This is a genomic window from Phycisphaeraceae bacterium (genome assembly GCA_019636655.1).
Classification (GTDB): Bacteria; Planctomycetota; Phycisphaerae; order Phycisphaerales; family UBA1924; genus JAHBXB01.
The window spans coordinates 484257-500536 of record JAHBXB010000001.1; the positions used below are offsets into that span (position 1 = coordinate 484257).

General features: G+C 66.5%; 16 protein-coding genes. 8 read left to right on the top strand and 8 right to left on the bottom strand.

All coding sequences use genetic code 11. The annotated features are described in order from the left end of the window. The first annotated feature begins 339 nt into the window (after positions 1–339). From KF745_02060 to clpX, 5 genes are all read left to right on the top strand, one after another. On the top strand, positions 340–606 hold the full coding sequence (locus tag KF745_02060) for an acylphosphatase (GenBank protein MBX3357190.1): 267 nt from the start codon (positions 340–342) through the stop codon (positions 604–606). 14 nt (positions 607–620) lie between these two features. Next, positions 621–1343: a haloacid dehalogenase-like hydrolase gene (locus KF745_02065; GenBank protein MBX3357191.1), complete on the top strand. Its 723-nt coding sequence runs from the start codon at positions 621–623 to the stop codon at positions 1341–1343. Between the two features lie 77 nt (positions 1344–1420). Continuing rightward, on the top strand, positions 1421–2170 hold the full coding sequence (locus KF745_02070; protein ID MBX3357192.1) for a hypothetical protein: 750 nt from the start codon (positions 1421–1423) through the stop codon (positions 2168–2170). 28 nt (positions 2171–2198) lie between these two features. Next, positions 2199–2645 carry an SHOCT domain-containing protein gene (locus KF745_02075; GenBank protein MBX3357193.1) on the top strand — a complete coding sequence of 149 codons (447 nt, stop codon included), beginning with the start codon at positions 2199–2201 and terminating at the stop codon, positions 2643–2645. A 175-nt stretch (positions 2646–2820) separates the two neighbouring features. Next, complete coding sequence (gene clpX / locus KF745_02080) at positions 2821–4203, top strand: ATP-dependent Clp protease ATP-binding subunit ClpX (GenBank protein ID MBX3357194.1); 1383 nt, start codon at positions 2821–2823, stop codon at positions 4201–4203. 15 nt (positions 4204–4218) lie between these two features. Here the strand turns inward: clpX and KF745_02085 are convergent, their stop codons facing one another. The 5 genes from KF745_02085 to rsfS form a co-directional block, all read right to left on the bottom strand. Further along, complete coding sequence (locus KF745_02085) at positions 4219–5511, bottom strand: hypothetical protein (protein MBX3357195.1); 1293 nt, start codon at positions 5509–5511, stop codon at positions 4219–4221. Between the two features lie 35 nt (positions 5512–5546). Further along, positions 5547–7025 (bottom strand): AAA family ATPase, encoded by a 1479-nt coding sequence (locus KF745_02090; GenBank protein ID MBX3357196.1) that lies wholly within the window; start codon positions 7023–7025, stop codon positions 5547–5549. Between the two features lie 163 nt (positions 7026–7188). After that, entirely contained in the window at positions 7189–8364 is a 1176-nt protein-coding gene (locus KF745_02095) for a 3-dehydroquinate synthase (GenBank protein MBX3357197.1), read from the bottom strand. Between the two features lie 8 nt (positions 8365–8372). After that, positions 8373–8738 (bottom strand): aspartate 1-decarboxylase, encoded by a 366-nt coding sequence (locus KF745_02100; protein MBX3357198.1) that lies wholly within the window; start codon positions 8736–8738, stop codon positions 8373–8375. Beyond that, positions 8738–9259, bottom strand: a complete 522-nt coding sequence (gene rsfS / locus KF745_02105) for a ribosome silencing factor (protein ID MBX3357199.1) — start codon at positions 9257–9259, stop codon at positions 8738–8740. Before rsfS ends, KF745_02100 begins: the two co-directional genes overlap by 1 nt. Before the next feature lie 57 nt (positions 9260–9316). On the opposite strand from rsfS, the gene KF745_02110 reads away from it, so the two are divergent. Together KF745_02110 and KF745_02115 are read left to right on the top strand one after the other, a co-directional pair. After that, positions 9317–10312 carry a hypothetical protein gene (locus KF745_02110; GenBank protein ID MBX3357200.1) on the top strand — a complete coding sequence of 332 codons (996 nt, stop codon included), beginning with the start codon at positions 9317–9319 and terminating at the stop codon, positions 10310–10312. A gap of 31 nt (positions 10313–10343) precedes the next feature. Further along, positions 10344–11306: an FkbM family methyltransferase gene (locus KF745_02115; GenBank protein MBX3357201.1), complete on the top strand. Its 963-nt coding sequence runs from the start codon at positions 10344–10346 to the stop codon at positions 11304–11306. Here the strand turns inward: KF745_02115 and KF745_02120 are convergent. Continuing rightward, on the bottom strand, positions 11287–12666 hold the full coding sequence (locus KF745_02120) for an MFS transporter (protein ID MBX3357202.1): 1380 nt from the start codon (positions 12664–12666) through the stop codon (positions 11287–11289). The two genes, KF745_02115 and KF745_02120, sit on opposite strands and share 20 nt — an antisense overlap. A gap of 188 nt (positions 12667–12854) precedes the next feature. Between KF745_02120 and obgE the strand changes: the two genes are divergently transcribed. Beyond that, positions 12855–13910, top strand: coding sequence for a GTPase ObgE (gene obgE / locus KF745_02125; GenBank protein MBX3357203.1), 1056 nt, complete (start codon positions 12855–12857; stop codon positions 13908–13910). Here obgE and KF745_02130 read toward each other — a convergent pair. Both KF745_02130 and KF745_02135 read right to left on the bottom strand, forming a co-directional pair. Beyond that, positions 13897–14523, bottom strand: a complete 627-nt coding sequence (locus KF745_02130) for a GyrI-like domain-containing protein (GenBank protein ID MBX3357204.1) — start codon at positions 14521–14523, stop codon at positions 13897–13899. The genes obgE and KF745_02130 overlap by 14 nt on opposite strands. Before the next feature lie 32 nt (positions 14524–14555). Continuing rightward, on the bottom strand, positions 14556–16274 hold the full coding sequence (locus KF745_02135; protein MBX3357205.1) for an RDD family protein: 1719 nt from the start codon (positions 16272–16274) through the stop codon (positions 14556–14558). Positions 16275–16280 lie beyond the last annotated feature (6 nt).

Consider the following 16280-nt stretch of genomic DNA (forward strand, 5'->3'; position numbering starts at 1 on the left):
CCCGAAGGCTGCTGGATCCTTGAAGGCCGCGTGTGCGAAACGTGTAGCGCCCGAATCTCCGCGGCCGGATCGGCCGCATTGCCTGCCCCAGTTGTGGCACATGATCTGTGCCTACAGACGCTACCGCTCGGCTCGCTCAAGATTCGTGTTTATCCGCGTGGGTTATAGGGCCTTGCGGCCGGGACCCAGGGATACCGGGTTGAGCGACGCTGCCCCAAACGTAGCACGCCTGCGGCACCGGTCAAACCCGGACCAACATTCTGAGCACAGTTCGCCCAGCTTCACCCGCTACCCAATGGCAGCGCTAGCCGCTCCTCTTGGCCGGCATACCTTCTGAGCGTGCGGCAGAGGGTTGTCTATTCCGGTCGTGTGCAGGGTGTCGGTTTCCGGGTCACCGCCCGCGGCGTGGCCCTGCGGCATCCGGTCTCGGGATTTGTTCGCAACGAGGCCGACGGCTCTGTGATGCTGGAGGTGCAGGGGGACCACGCGACGATCGAGCTGTTCCGCCACGAGTTGCGGACCGCGATGCACCGGAATATCAAGGGCGAGCACGAGGCCTCGATCGCCGAGGTTTCGGGAGAGAATGAGTTTGTGATCCGGGCCTGAGGCGTGCTCCACCCATGTTGATCCTCTTTGACATCGACGCCACCCTCATCTCCACCAGTGGCGCCGGCATTCGGGCCATGGAAGACGCGGCTCGGTCCGTCTTCCATCCCGACTTCGCCGCGGATGGCATCGACTACGCCGGGCGCCTCGATCCCCTGATCATTGGGGACTTCTTCAACGTGGCGAAACAGTCTCGATCAGCCGTCGCCGTCGCGGAGTTCAGAGCCGCGTACGGCCGGAACCTGGCAACGAGGCTGGTCGAGCCGGGGGTCATCGCCCGACCGCTCCCCGGTGTTCCGGAGCTGCTTCGTGCGCTCCAAGCCTCATCGGAGGTCACGCTCGGCCTGCTCACGGGCAACTTCCCTGAGACCGGCACGCTGAAGCTCAAGCATTGCGGGATCGATCCCGAGGGGTTCCGGATCAGGGTCTGGGGCGACGAATCACCCCACGATCCACCATCCCGGGAGCATCTGCCTGCGGTCGCCCTTGAGCGGTACCACGCGATCCACGCCAGGCGGGTCGATCCCTCGCAGGTCACCGTCATCGGCGACACCCCGCACGATGTTCGGTGCGCGAGGGTCAACGGGTGCCGGTCGCTGGCGGTTGCCACGGGTCGGTTCGGCACCGCCGAGCTCCGATCTGTAGGCGCCGACCTTGTGGTCGAGGATCTTTCATCGACGCAGCGGATCCTTGAGTGGCTGCTGTCGGTATCGCCCGAGTCGCGCCGGGCGAGCTAGAGCCCGCGTAGGCGGGGCCCATGCGGCGCCCGCTGCTACACTGCGTCCACGCCGCCGAACGATGGAGCCCTGTGGCCATGTCGAACAGCTACCGCGCTCTGTGCGCCGACTTCTATATCAACCAGCGACTCAACCTCAAGATGGACCTTCCGATGCGGCGGGACACGGTGCTGTCGCTCTTTGACCGGATCCGCCGCGAGATTCCCTCGCTCGATAAGTTCCGGAGGTACCAGAACGAGCTCTCACTTGAGTCCGGTTCCCGCGAGCCCGCCCAGCAGTGGCTTGGCGTCCGGCGCACGAGCATCCGGTCAGGTTCGGTCAACCCGGAGTCGCCCGAGGACTCCTACCGGCTCCACCGCCTCGTTCTGGAGACGGCCCCGTATTTCCTGGACATCAGCCCGCTGGACATCGAGTACCTCGAAGTTCTGTACGGGTTCGATCTTCTCGCCTCGGGCAACCATGACGCCATCGTCTACGAGGCCCTGTTTGCCGGGTCGCCCATCGCCCAGCTCGTTGACTCGCCGAACACGATGCCCACCGATTTCCAGCCGGTCTTCGGGGTCTCCCTTACGCCCGAGTGCGATGTCCATGCCCAGTTCGAAGTCAAGACTCGCACGTCCGCCCGTCAGGTGCGTTCGGGAGACTTCCGAGAAGAGCCGATCAGCGTCTATCTCACGGTCCGCCGGCAGGGGCCGGTTTCCGATATCCATGATCTTGCCACCGCGCTCGCGTCATTGACCCACCACGCTCAGGACCTGCTCGACAACCGCGTGGTGCCGCACCTGATCGTGCCAATTCGGAACACGATCGCCTCTGGCAGCGCATAACCTCCCGCTCCGGTTCGAGGCCCATCGCATGGGAGCCTGCCTTACAACTCTTCACTCGATCCTGACGCCAGCCCAGGCGGGCGTGGATCGAGGGATGCCGACGGGCGTGCTGCTTGTACTGGTCGGCGGCATGATCGTGCTCGCGATCATCGGCGGGGTGGTCGTCATGGTCGTCCGGAACCGGCTGCTGGCCAAGTCGGATTCGCGCGCGGAGTCGGGTTCGATGCTCGACAGCCTTCGCCGGGCGAGGGATCGGGGCGAGATTTCCCCTGATGAGTTCGACGCCGCGAGGAGCGCTTTGATCGCCCGGACGAGCTTCGGCGAGGGAGTCACCAAGCGCCCGGTGACCAGGAAGCCGTGGCAACCGGCCAGCACGCCTGCCGACGAGCCGCGATCCCGCGTTGCACCCCCGGGCTTTGACCTCACGGGGGCGCCCCTCCCGCCAACGCCTCCGGAGGGGCCTGGTACCGAATAACGGATAACAAAACTCGGACGCGCCGCGGCGGCTTTTCGGCGGCGAACGCCGCGCCTACCTTGCTCTCACGCGGACGAACCCCGGACTGCAGTGCAGGGACCTTCGACGACCGCCGATACACTCAGACGTTCGTCTCCGGACCGAGACCGTTACCGGACTTTGTTGCGAGAACGCTATGGCAAAGAACCGCCAGGATGATTTCGATTCCAGCTCCCCCGGCTCTCGCGGCGATGCGCCCTCTGGCGGCGGCGGAGGAGGTGGTGGTGGGGGGGGAGGCGCAGGCGGTGGTGGCGGCGGCGGATTCAAGGGACGGAAGGTGACCACCTGTTCCTTCTGCGGCAAGACGAGCCGCGAGGTGGGCCCCATGGTCGAGGGTCCCAACGTCTACATCTGCTCGAACTGCACCGACCTCTGCCAGAACATCTTCAAGCAGGAACGACGGAGAGTGTCCTCCCCCGGGGCGATGTTCTCCGAGGTCCCCGCGCCGCGACGGATCAAGGAGTTCCTGGACCAGTACGTCGTCGGTCAGGACATGGCCAAACGGGCCCTGTCCGTGGCCGTGCACTCGCACTACAAGCGGTTGCTGCACGCTGAGAAGGACGAGACCGACGTCGAACTCGACAAGTCCAATATCCTGCTGATCGGCCCCACCGGCTCGGGCAAGACCCTCCTGGCTCGGACCTTGGCGCGGATCCTCAATGTTCCCTTCGCCATCGGCGACGCGACCACGCTTACGGAAGCGGGCTACGTCGGCGAGGACGTCGAGAACCTGCTGCTCAAGCTCCTGCAGGCGGCCGACTTCGACGTGGACGCAGCGCAGCGCGGCATTATCTACATCGACGAAATAGACAAGATCGGCAAGACCTCGAACAACGTCTCGATCACCCGCGACGTTTCGGGCGAGGGTGTCCAGCAATCGCTGCTGAAACTGCTCGAGGGCACGATCTCCAACGTCCCGCCGCAGGGCGGGCGCAAGCACCCCGAGCAGCAGTACATCCAGATGGACACGACGCACATCCTGTTCATCTGTGGTGGCACCTTCGTGGGTCTCGAGGACATCATCCGCCGCCGCATCGGCAAGAACCGCATCGGGTTCACCGTGGGAGACGGCGTGACGGACGAGGCCAGGACGCGGGCCGAGGTGCTGGGACAGGTCATCCCGGATGACCTCATCGAGTTCGGCATGATTCCCGAGTTTGTTGGGCGTCTCCCGATCATCGCCCCGCTCATGCCGCTGACGCTCGAGGCGATGATCAACATCCTGACCGAGCCGAAGAACGCCCTGATCCGTCAATACCAGCACATCTTCAAGCTGGAGAACGCCAAGCTGACGTTCACCAACGGCGCGCTCCGCGCAATCGCCGCCAGAGCGATGAAGCGTGAGACCGGGGCTCGCGCCCTCCGCGCCGTGCTTGAGGAGGTCATGCTCCCGCTGATGTATGAACTCCCCGACCGGGATCACGCCGGAGCGGAGTACATCATCGACGGCGACGATGTTGAGTCGGCGTCAACCCGACGGCTCGGTGACCTGCGGGTGAAGCGGAAGGAATCAGCCTGAGTCGAGGTCGTGTCCCTAGTTGAGCGGGCGGCAGACCCACCCGGTCTTGCCGTCCACCTCGACGCTGGCGAGCACGTGGACCCTGACATCCGATTCCAGCAGGCCGCGAACGTCCCGCGGCTCATCGGTGAGCAGGTGCTGCACGACGCCGGACTCGGCCGTGACTCCTTTGACCGCCATGGCGATCAGCGAGGCATTTGCTGTTGCCCATGCCGAAGCACTCAGCAGCGACCCGGTCACGTCCCCCGCGCCCGCAGTTCTGTGACCAAGCGCGTGGAGGCTGCCGGATTCCCCTACGGCGAAGTCGATGCTCGGTGCACCCGGGCAGCGGATCGGGAGGGGCGTCAGCCCTGGAATGTGCCGTGCAAGAGACGCCGGTATTTCGGCCGTCGAGCGGTCTGTGGGTGCCGCGGCTGTATGGGGCACCGGGGGCTCGATGCGAGCGTCCTCATGCGTGTTCGGCGTTGAGCCGGCCACGGCAAGACCGATGAGATCCATGACGCGGTCGGCCCCACCCTCGACCTTTCCGCTGAACAGCATCGTCGACGATCGGCCGGGTTTGATCCTGGAAGCCCCCGGCGCTCTCCGAAGCGGACGTCGCACAAAGGTTCGAACGGCGCTCGAGATCTTCGAGTAGGCCTGGTCCGCGGCGTCGTCGGACGAACCCATCACCGCGACCCGCACCATCGCCCCCAACGGGCGTTCCGCCTCCAGTTCGGCGCCTTCGCCTCCAGCCAGGCGGGCAATCGCCCGGTAGGCACCGACGACCGCGACCTCGTCCGCGCTGGTCAGAAGCGTGACCCAGCGGACCTCGGGCCGCTGGGACAGCCCCGGCTCGTCGGTCTCGTCCGCCCGGATGATCCACCGGTCAGAGATCGCCGCGGCTTTGGCAAGAGCGTCCTCAATGCCCGTGCCCTGAATGCTGGTCGCACAACCGACCAACTCGACGACAACGTGACCGCTGCGAACCTGCACAAAGCAGATCGTCGATTCCTCGGCCTCGGCGGCCGTGCGGGCATACTGCGACGCCCAGGCAGAGCCAAGCACCGGAAGGTGGCCCATGACCAGAAGCTCGATCCCCGCGGCCGCCTCCGACCCGTCGATTGCAGGTGACGGTCCGTCGGTTCGCTGCACTCCTCGGTTGGATCGTCCGCCCACTTCGCCGAGAAACAGGTCGGTCAGCGCGTCGTAAGCCTCCTCGGGCATGTCCCCGATACCCCAGTCGCGCTTCGGCGACACCGCCCCCCCGGGTCCGACTCGGCCGAGAATGTCCAGATCTCCCTCGTTCTTCGGCATCGTCGTGCTCATGCGAGCCTCCGGCCCACCCCCTCGGGTCGTCCTCATCAGTCCCTGCGGATGACGACCACGCTGTTCACGTCGCCGTACGGGTTCGTGACGGAAATCGGGTTGAACGGATCCGCCACCCAGCGCCCGTCGACCACGAGGCGGTACTGAACGGTCCCAGTCCGCAGCGGCAGGCACAGCTCGAACACCCCGAGTTCGCGATTGAGGCGCATCACCGACGCCTCGGCGGACCACCCGTTGAAGTCACCCGCAATGCTGATGACTCGGCCGAGCGTTGCTGGTTGCACAAACCATACCCCCTCGCTATCCATGCTCACGCCCAGCTTGCGGGCAAGCCCTGTGGGGGTCTCGATGTGTGCTTGTTGGGCCGCGCGGTCCGGGGCCGCCGCAGGCTGGGGCGATGCGTGCGATACCGGGATCGACTCCGTGACAGGGCTGTCGCACTTGGCTTCGATAATGACCGATGGCGTTTCGCCAATCTGGATGGTTGGAATCGGTCCGCCCTTCGGGGCGAGCGATCGCTGGCGATCCACTCGCTTCTGGAGCTTCCGTGCCTTGTCCAACACGTCGGCCGAGCGGCTGGAAGCCTCGACTTCGGCTGGGCCCGGTACGCTCTCAGGGGCCGCGACTTCGAATGCCAGCGCCTGCTCCGCCACGCCCGGAACGATGTGCACCGGGATCGGATCCTCGATCGGCGGCGAGATGAGCGGCGCCGCCAGCGTCCCATCACCGATGAGCCATGCTGCGAGCGCGGCGTAGTCCGCAGCGCCGACTGACCCGGGGGCGTACTCGCAGATCGGCTGCCCGAATGAGGCCGCCTCTTTCAGGCCGGGGTCAAGCCTGATGACGCACGGGGCAACCTTTCCCGGAAACCGCCGATGCAACTCCTCAAGCACGTCGCGGGCGAGAACCCCATCCTCGTCATGCATGGTTGCCAGGAGACGATACCTAGGGGATACACCCAGTCTCTTGGCAATCGACTTGATTGTGCTGATCTGCTTCCCAGCGCCCTGCAGCGCAAAGAACCCTGTTTCGACCGGAATGAGCACCTCGTCGGCCGAGACCAGCGCGTTGTATGCCAGCAGGCCGATCGCCGGAGAACAGTCAACAAAGCAGTGTTGGTAGCCGCCGTGGGCGGCAAGGAGCTCCAAGGCGGCCTTCAGTCGGCCTTCGGCCCCTTCCATGCCAGCGAGCGAACCGCGAGGAGCCTCAAGCCCGGCAAGCTTCATCGTGCTCGGCGCCAGGTCGAGATTCCGGCCCACCCGCCACAGGAGCCGCGAAGGATCGATCGCCGTCCGCTTGGCACCGGGCTCACCGGAGGCAGCCAGCATCGCATCGCCAATGGTCAGGTCGATGCGTTGCTCCGGGATCGCCAGCCCGGCGGCGCAGTGCCCCTGGGGATCCATGTCGACGAGCAGTGTCTTGCGACCCTCGGCCGCGAACGCACCGGCAAGATTGATCGCCGTTGTGGTCTTGCCACACCCGCCCTTCTGGTTGATGATCGCGATCGTTCTCACGCGCCGCCCCTGCGTTCTTGGAGGTCCTCCCGTCTGGCCCGAGCCGGCGACCACAGTCACCAACGCGCACCTTCCGCGCCTCGCCCCGAAGTTATCGGGATCTTGCGGTCCGACCCTTGAAACAGGCGGGGCTGTCCATCGGACACCCGAGGCTGTGGACGGCTCATCCGCGAATCGAGTCGATCGCGAACGAGACCGCCTCCGCCGGCGGATCGGTGACGACATGCACCTCCCCGGCACCGTCCGCGATCACGAGTCGGAGCTTGCCCCCCGCCACCTTCTTGTCGTCCAGCATCCGCTCGATCACGCGCGGCGTAGGCGCCAGGCCCATGATCCGGGTTGGCAATCCAACCCCGGATTCCCCCAGCAATGCCTCAAGCCGGGTCCGAAGGCCGGGCCTTACCCTTCCAAGCCGCTCACCGAGCGACGCCGCGGCGAGCAAGCCGAGCCCAACCGCCTCCCCATGGGAGAGCCCAAGGTCGACCTGCGACTCCAGGGCGTGGGCGAAGGTATGGCCAAGATTCAGGCTCATTCGCCCCGGCCCTGCCGCGGCCGACTCCCGCTCGTCCTCCACCACCACGTTGGCCTTGACCTTGACGTTTCGTGCGACGAGCTCCGTCAGGATCCGGCTGTCCCGGCGATGAATCCCCGCGAGGGACGATTCCGTCCATGCGAGCAGACCGGGGTCCCCCCGTGCGGGAGCGAGCAGGCCGTGCTTGACGCACTCAGCGAGCCCGCTTCGAAATGCGCGATCGGGGAGCGAGGCGAGAATGGCGACATCGCACACAATGAGCAGAGGTTGATGGATCACCCCTGCCATGTTCTTTCGCAGCTCCTCCGAGTCGCCGCCATGCCGAGCCCGGACGTTTACGCCGGTCTTGCCGCCGACGCTGGCGTCGACCATCGCGAGCAGCGTCGTCGGTACGTTGATCCACGCGATCCCTCGTCGGTAGATCGCCGCGGCAAAGCCCGCGACATCCCCCAGGATTCCCCCGCCCAGGGCAACCAGGAGGTCAGACCGCTCCAGCCCGGCTGCGACCAGCCCGGCGACGATCCGCTCGACGGTTGGAAACGATTTGGAATGTTCGTTGAGGTTCTCTCCGAGCGCCGTGGGCTTGAGTCCGGCGCGTCGCAGGGAATCGATCACGGCGGCAGAGTGTTCCGCGGGCACCCGCTCGTCATGCACCAGCGCGGACCGGCCCGCGGCCGACAGGAACCGGGCCCGCTCACCCACTTCCTGAACAAGCTCGGAACCGACAACGACGTCGTACGCTCGTTCGCCGAGTTCCACGCGGACAATGGTCCGGTCCGGACGAGCCTGGGCAGCCCGGTCATGCATGCGTTCGCTCACTCGTACCGCATCACCCTGTCGACGGAGTTGTCGGGGTTCATGACCAGCACCGTCGGGCTGTGCTTGGCGTATTGGGCATCGTCGAGCAGCACATAGTGCATCACGATCAGGGGGTCGCCGACCTCGACCAGATGGGCCGCCGCGCCGTTGATCTCAATGGATCGCGAACCAGGCTTGCCCCTGAGGATGTAGGTCTCGAAACGCTCGCCGTTGCGGCAGTTGGCGATCTCGACCGCGTCGCTCGGCCTCATTCCGCTCTGGGCCAGCAGTTCGGGGTCGATGGTGATCGAGCCGACGTAGTCGGGAAGTGCCGCCGTCACCACGGCCCGGTGCAGCTTGCTGTGAAGCACCTTGCGGAGCATTATTCCTCGGCCTCCCGGCCATCATCCCCCCGGCGTCTCTCAGGCTTGCCCAAGCCGGCTCGATCACGGTTTCCCGCGACCTTCGAGCCGTCACCGGCACGCTCCCATGCAACCCGCTCGGCCTCTCCCCACAGCATCTCCAGATCGTAGTGCGCACGGACGTTGGGCTCAAAGATGTGCACGACGACATCGACCATGTCGAGCACAATCCACGTTGTCCGATCATCAATCGAGCGTCCAAAGACGCTGCTCCCGGTCTGGGCCGCGGCCTTCGCGACGTCGTCCGCGGCGCTCCGCATCTGGCGGTCGCTGGATCCGGATCCGATGACCAGAAAATCGGACACTTGGCTCAGCCTCCGGACATCCAGCACGACAACGTCCTCGCACTTGTCGTCGTGCAGCATCCGAGCGGCGTCAATCGCCAGGGCCTTCGCGGCGGCCTCGGCCTCCTCGTTCGGGGTGTAGACGATGCTGGCTTCAGGCGGTAGTTCGCCCGGGGATTCCCGGCGGTTGGTCGGCATCGGGGGAGCGTAGACCCGGGCCATCCAACCGACCATTCACCCGAGGTACTATCGGTCGTGACCCGAATGCCCGTCGCCAACAGACCGCCCGCCTCAACCCGGCTCCGGACACTGGGGCTGTTTCTCGAACGGGATCACTTTGCCGATGAGTTGTGGAACCAGTGCGACGGCCCGATGGGCCGGGACGGAGACCTGCAGATCCGATTCTCGGATCCCCACGCCGACCATGTTCTGGTCATGACCGGTCCCGTGCTGCCCAACGGGGGATCACGCCTCTCGAGGTGGCGGAAGCGATTAGCAAGGCTCCGCGGGGCCTCGGTCGCCGCGGCCAAGGCCCAGCACGCCTGGAAGAGGCTCGGCCTGCCCCGTGACAAAGTCACGGTCATGTTCTACGAGCCTCCGGGGATCATCTCCGACGAGGTCTTTGAAGTGGCCCGGAGGCACGCATCGCGTGTGTTCGCCCCGGACCCGCGGGCGACCCATCCGATCGTCCTCCCGGCCACCTGGTGGATTCATGAGCCGCTTGCGAGCCTCAGGGAGCTGGAGGCGCCCACCCTGGAGTCGAAGCCGATCCCGCTCGCGGCGGTGTCCTCGGGCAAGGCCCTTATCCCTGGCCACGCCGAGCGCACCCGGTTTTTCGGACTGCTCCGGGAGGCAGGCATCCCGCTGGAACTCTTCGGCAAGGGCCTTCCTGCTGGGCTCAGCCCGCGCGGGCCGGTGCACGCCAAGTCCATGTGCTTCCGCCCCGCCCAGTTTGCGCTCGCCATCGAGAACTACGCCCAGGGTGACCTGTACGTTTCGGAGAAACTCTGGGACCCACTTCTGTGCTGGACCGTTCCGCTGTACTACGGCTCTCGCGCCGCCGATTCCATTATCCCGCCGGAGTCCTTCATCCGCCTCCCCGACCTTGGGGTCCGTGGAGTGGAGACCGTGCGGCAGGTCCTCTCGACTCCCGGTCTCTGGGAGGCAAGACTTCCGGCTCTCGCCGAGGCTCGGTGGCGCGCGCTGACGGACCTCAGGCTCGTCGTCTGGGCTCGGCGGACGCTTTTCTAGGGCGACCGCCCGGCGGCCCACAGGATTCCTCGTGACGACACCGCAACAGCCCGTGCCCCCCGATTCCGCGTTCGTGATGCCGCTCCTGCTGGTCATCGGCTCGGTGCTGCTCCTGATTCTCGTGGTGCTCCTGCTGCGGATGAGCAGGCTCGGTGCCCGCCTTCGCCGGTTCGATGCTCGCGTCAAGCGGGCAGAGGGCGATCTGCTCAGGACGCGCCGGAGCATCGGCGCTCTCCGCGTAGCACAGTCCCTCGCGGCCGCGGGCCGCGCTCCGGCGCTCCCGTTTCGGTTTGCATCGCAGTACGGTGAGGATCTGTTTCTCTACGATCTCTTTGAGGGAAAGACGGACGGCCTCTACATCGAAGTCGGCGCCTATGACGGATACACCTGCAGCGTGACCTACGCGTTTGAGGCGATGGGGTGGTCGGGCGTTCTGATCGAGGCCATTCCAGAGCGGTACAAGGCGTGCCTCGAACGGCGCCCGGGCAGTCAGGTCGCCCACGCCGCCCTCGGTCGACGAGGGTCCACCGGGAACACCACGTTCACCGTCGTCGGCGATGCGGGCGATCCCGGTTCGGAGATGCTCTCGTTCCTCTCAAAGAGCCCCGCCCACGCCCGGCTCCTGAAGCGCTCGAAGGCACCCCGCCGGGAGGTCACGGTCCCGCTGTCCACGATGGACGAGGTCCTTGCCGCCGCCGAGCGTGCGGCCCCGCCGGGACGGCCGTCGATCGCTGGTCGGCCGATCGACTTTGCCGTCGTCGACGTTGAGGGGGCCGAGATCGAGGTGTTCGAGGGCTTCGATCTCGAAGCCCGCCGCGTCCGAGTGCTCGTGGTTGAGGACATGGAGCCCCGGAATGCGGCAAGCCCCTCCGCGTACCTCTCGCGGCGGCATTACACCATTGCGGCGCGGGTCGGGGTGTCGAGCGTCTTCATCCGGTCCGATGAGCCCGATCTCATCCGGCGAGCCCGCATGCTTACGCAGCCGGCGGATTGACGGGCGGCGGGGCGTTCTCCGCGCGTGGCCTGTGGGCCGACGCGGTGAAGCCATGCAGCAGGCTTCGGCGTGGAGCGTGACCCGGTTCGCCGGGACGCAGGCCATCGATCTCCGGGGTCCTCCAGATCAGCATCGCCAGCCCGGCAAGCCCGAGCGTGATCCCCATCGCTCCGATGGCGACCTGCACACCCGGTCCATCGTCGGGCGATCCGCTGGCCAGTTCCGAAATCCCCCCGGCGATCAGCGCGCCCAGTGGAGTAGCCCCGAACGCCGCGGTGTTGCACACGGCCATGGCCCGACCACGCATGCGGTCATCGACGAGCAACTGGATCGCCGAGAAGGCCTGATTGAAGACCAGCAGCCAGAACAACCCGATGAAGAACAACCACAGCCCGCCCATGACAAACGACTCGGTCCCCGCAAAGAGCGTGATCGCTGCGCCCGCCCCGAGAACTGAGGCCGGTATCGAGTGGTGCCGCGGGTACCACCCCGGGACAATCCGCAGCACGAAGACGCCCGCGACTGCTCCCGCGCCCATCATGGCCAGCAGCGTGCCGTAGGTGTCCGAGAGTTTGTGGTAGACGCCGGTGATGAACAGCGGCAGCATGGTGAGCATTGGCCCGCCGAGCGCCGCGAATATGACGATGGCGAGGAATACGGCGCGGGGCCCGCGATTGCGGAACATCCACGAAACCGCCTCCGCGGTTTGTCCGGCCGCGCTCACTCCATCCCGCTGTGGGGCGGGAGCGTCCGGCGTAAGCCACACGGCCCAGAGCACGCCGATGAATGAGGCCGTGTTGATGAGGAACAGCACCGTCGCACCGTGCGAGGAAGACCAGAGGATCGTTCCAGATATATTCAGTCCGGCCAGAAACCACCCGCCCAGAGCCGGTCCGATGACTCGGGCGAGGTTGAACTGCAGCCCGTTCAGTGCGATGGCGCTGGAGAGTTCCTCCCTCGGAACCAGCCGCGGCGTAAGCACCTGCCACGCGGGAACATTGAACGCCATCGTCGTGCCTTGTGCGAGGCTCAGGATCAGGAGCACGTTAGTCAGGTCTTTCTGACGGGTGGGTAGCCCTGCGAACAGGTAGCTGGCAAGGGCCATCCCCGCGGCGATGACCATCATGATCGCTTGGGTCACGATCAGAAGTGTCTTGCGGTTGACGCGATCGGCCACCACCCCGCCCGCCAGCCCAAGCAGGAGCATCGGGACCATCTGCGCCGCGGCGAGCAAGCTCAGGGTGAGGGCCGAGCCCGAGAGTCCGACGATCCAGCGGACACCAGTGCTCTCCATCCATGATCCGATGCTGGATCCCATGGCGCCGATCCAGACCACCCGGAATGTACGGTGCCGCAGCACGGTCCAGGAAAACGAGCCCCTGTGCACGGGTTTGGCGGCTGGAGTGGGGTTCGGGGCAGCCGACGGAAGGGCCGCCGGCCGCGGGGAATTGGCCTGCGCCCCCTCCGATCCCGGATTCTGCTCCGGCCTGCTCGCCTCCGCCTGCTTCACGGGACGATGCTATGCGTCCGCGGGCTATCCTCACACCGATGTTTGTCGATCAGGCACGAATCCGGGTGAAGGCGGGCGACGGCGGGAACGGCGTGGTCTCGTGGCGCCGCGAGAAGTATGTCCCCAAGGGTGGTCCCACCGGAGGCGACGGCGGCCGCGGCGGCGATGTCGTCTTCGTCGCCGACGAGAACATCAATACGCTGCTGGATTTCCGCGGACGGCCGGAATGGGTCGCCCAGCCGGGCGAGCCGGGTCGGGGCAAGCAGCAGCACGGCGCCGATGGGACAGACTGCATCATCCGTGTTCCCCCGGGCACCATCATCTACGACGACGACACCGGCGAGGTGATCGTGGACCTGGGACCTTCGCAGCGAGAGGTCATCGCACGCGGCGGCAAAGGGGGCTTCGGAAACGAGCACTTCAAAACGTCGACCAACCAGGCGCCCAAGTCGGCCAGTCCGGGCCAGCCCGGCGAGCAGCGAGCGGTCCGGCTGGAGCTCAAGCTCATCGCGGATGTCGGCATCATCGGGATGCCCAACGCCGGCAAGTCGACGCTGCTCTCGGTGCTCACGGATGCCACGCCGAAGATCGCGGACTATCCGTTCACCACGCTCGCCCCGCAACTGGGTATCGCGAGCGTCGATGAGAGCCGTCGCCTGGTGCTGGCCGACATCCCCGGGCTGATCGCCGGTGCTTCAGACGGCGCGGGACTCGGGCACGACTTCCTCCGCCACATCGAGCGAACCCGGGTGCTCCTGCACCTGCTCGACCTGTCGCCGCTCGACGGGTCGAATCCCGCGCAGAACTACTCCGTCGTTCGCGCGGAGCTGACCCGCTACTCACCCCAACTCGCGGAAAAGCCCGAACTGGTCGTGCTCTCCAAGGCGGACCTGGTCGACAGCGACGAGGCAAGCCGCAAGGTGAAGACGATCTGCGCCGAGATCGGGCTCGTCCCCGAGCGAGACGTTCTCGTCATTTCTTCGGCGCAGCGGGCGGGGCTCAAGCCGCTGCTCCAGCGGCTGTGGGCGATGGTTCACCCCAAGAGCTCTCAGCAGACCGACGGGTGGAAGCCCTCCGCCATCAACCAGCCGTAGTGCAACGCTTCACCGGCTGGCGCAGCACCGTCCGCTGGTTCTCGGGCGCCACGCGACTCGGATCGGTCAGGTAGATTTCGTGGTGGTGTCCGTCGGGAACCAGATCGTGCGCGGGGAGGTACTCCCTGTGCAGCCGGTTGATCGTCGGGACCTCGGCCTCTGGCGGGCCGACATGCATGGTCTGTACGCTGAGGCCCTCGCGATAGACCTCCAGCCGAAGGCCCGCGGGCGACTCGCCCAGGCGTGCCTGAGCCGCGGAAACAGCGTCCTCAAACATCGGCACGGTCAGCCAATCTGGCTCGTAGACGATCATCATCCGCCAGTTCATCTTTTCCCGGTTGCCGCTGACGAAGTCCGTCGGGTCGTCCGCCCACCAGAGGCACTCGAGCGGCGGCTGGACGAAGCTCTTCCCCATCCGCTCCCGGGCGACACGCTTCAGCGGATGGATCGCAGCAAAGAGCCACTTCGCCGCGTGCTCGAGCGGCGAGCGGTCCGCGGCCCCGTGCCCGTCGATCATGATGAACCGCATGTCGGGCACGTCCACCTGCACGAACTCGTTCGGTCGCGGCAGGTACAGTTCCTTCAGCCTGGCTTGCAGATCGGGTTCTCTCATATTCTGCCCCCGGATCGCGCCCACTGTCGTCACTACTCGCTCCTGGCTTCGCGATCGACGGAGCCGTTGACGACCACGGACGTTCCCGCGGCCAGGTCGGCGATGTGGCGGCCCATCGGGTCAGAGAGCGCAAACACGCACAGCGGTGGGGCCGACCACTTGACGAAGTTCCGCACCGCCGCCTGCCAGATCGTGGGCCGGAACAGGCCCGACGGCGGCCTGCCGGAGGCGGGGAGCGCGTGGGTGGCCGGAGTGGTGGGGGGGCGGAGGTTGGCCACGCGGCAGCCTGTTGCCAGTTTCCCGATCGATCCGCCCACAGCCCACTCTCCGATCGTCCCCAGCGCGCCGGCGATGCCGAGTGTGGTGAGCAGCGGCCAGATGTCGTCGATCGGCGACAGGATGGCGGAGGGACCGATGATCTCCAAGACGTTCACATCGTGGATCCGGCCCGCGATGATCGCCGCGAGGCTCACGTCGATGGCTGTGGCAACGAGGCGCCGCATGGGCGGGGCCACCGCGCACCGTGCGGGCAGCGACGGCGACAGGACACCCCTGGGTCGCAGCAGCGAAACGATCACCGCCGCGGTTACGCCCACCATCATCACAGCCAGCAGCCCAAGCTCACGCTTTGACAGGACCGTGGCCTGCACCGCCGGTCCCTCAAAGAGCAGACGGCCCGAGGCGAGCGAGACCTCGCGGATCTCAAACCGTGCGCCGCGGTGTGGATCTCCCTCGGGCCGCTCCTGGCACCAGAGAATCGCGACCGAGTCCGTGCTCGGGAGGGCGACGATCGATGCTGACCGCGGCACCCCCTTCACCACAGCACGCTGCACCGGCCCCGCCGGACGCAATAGCGAGAGACTCACGTCACCCGCGTCCGTCCAGCGGGCCATGACCGGTGTGTCGTCAACAACTAGAAACCGGCAGTCGTGCAACTGGGACGGCTCAAGCGGAAGATTGATTTGCTGTTTCGTCCACGCGACGAGTGGGCCCGCCGGGCTGTCCCCCGAGGGGGTCGACGGTCGAAGCTGCGCTGTCCACAGATCACGGGGTTCGCTGCGGTCAGCGGGCACAACGAGAAGTCCGACGCCCTGCAGGCTCGGCAGGAGCACTGCCGCATCACGTGGTCCGGGCGGCTCCGGGGGCAGTTCGGGGAAGGCCGCACTCTCGTGCCACGGCAGTGGGACCTCTTCCCACCGGTCGCCGCCATCGATCAGAAGCCGCAGCCCAGGATCCTCACCAGAACCGATGACCAGAGCCGCCGGCCCGGCCAGGGTGCCGACAAGCCCCTTGACCGTGATCTCACCGGTGAGCGGTGGGAGCGACTCGTAGCGACCCTCCGGGGTGTTGTACCACGTGCTGCCCGTGCCCCGGGCCGCCTCGATCGTCGAAACGGCGAGTACCGGCGGAATGCGGGCGTCGACCGGGGGTTCGGTGATCACATAAACGCGGCGACCCCAGCTTGCGGTTGCAATCGGCGGCTCGTCGAGCCATCCGGCGATGCGAACCGACCCGCGTGGTACTCGGTGCTCTCCCTCCCGCGGCGCCAGGTGGATCAGGACATACCGCGGCTCCGGCGCCGAGAGCGCCAGCCCAAGCCCGGTACCCTTCTTCTCCGGCGCGGGGCCCGTGTCGAGCACCACCCATCCGTGGCCGGCAACGGGTCCTGTTCCGTCACCCGCGCCAAAGGCCACGGCCGCCGCGAGCGCAGAAGTCAGAATCAGGATGAACGCGGCCAGATGCAGTCTCACGCTGCA

Coding starts and splice junctions, on each gene's coding strand:
- KF745_02130 (MBX3357204.1), bottom strand. CDS start 14,523: ATGAGAGAACCCGATCTGCAAGCCAGGCTGAAGGAACTGTACCTGCCG.
- KF745_02095 (MBX3357197.1), bottom strand. CDS start 8,364: ATGCATGACCGGGCTGCCCAGGCTCGTCCGGACCGGACCATTGTCCGC.
- KF745_02100 (MBX3357198.1), bottom strand. CDS start 8,738: ATGCTCCGCAAGGTGCTTCACAGCAAGCTGCACCGGGCCGTGGTGACG.
- KF745_02075 (MBX3357193.1), top strand. CDS start 2,199: ATGGGAGCCTGCCTTACAACTCTTCACTCGATCCTGACGCCAGCCCAG.
- rsfS (MBX3357199.1), bottom strand. CDS start 9,259: ATGCCGACCAACCGCCGGGAATCCCCGGGCGAACTACCGCCTGAAGCC.
- KF745_02070 (MBX3357192.1), top strand. CDS start 1,421: ATGTCGAACAGCTACCGCGCTCTGTGCGCCGACTTCTATATCAACCAG.
- KF745_02085 (MBX3357195.1), bottom strand. CDS start 5,511: ATGAGCACGACGATGCCGAAGAACGAGGGAGATCTGGACATTCTCGGC.
- obgE (MBX3357203.1), top strand. CDS start 12,855: ATGTTTGTCGATCAGGCACGAATCCGGGTGAAGGCGGGCGACGGCGGG.
- clpX (MBX3357194.1), top strand. CDS start 2,821: ATGGCAAAGAACCGCCAGGATGATTTCGATTCCAGCTCCCCCGGCTCT.
- KF745_02065 (MBX3357191.1), top strand. CDS start 621: ATGTTGATCCTCTTTGACATCGACGCCACCCTCATCTCCACCAGTGGC.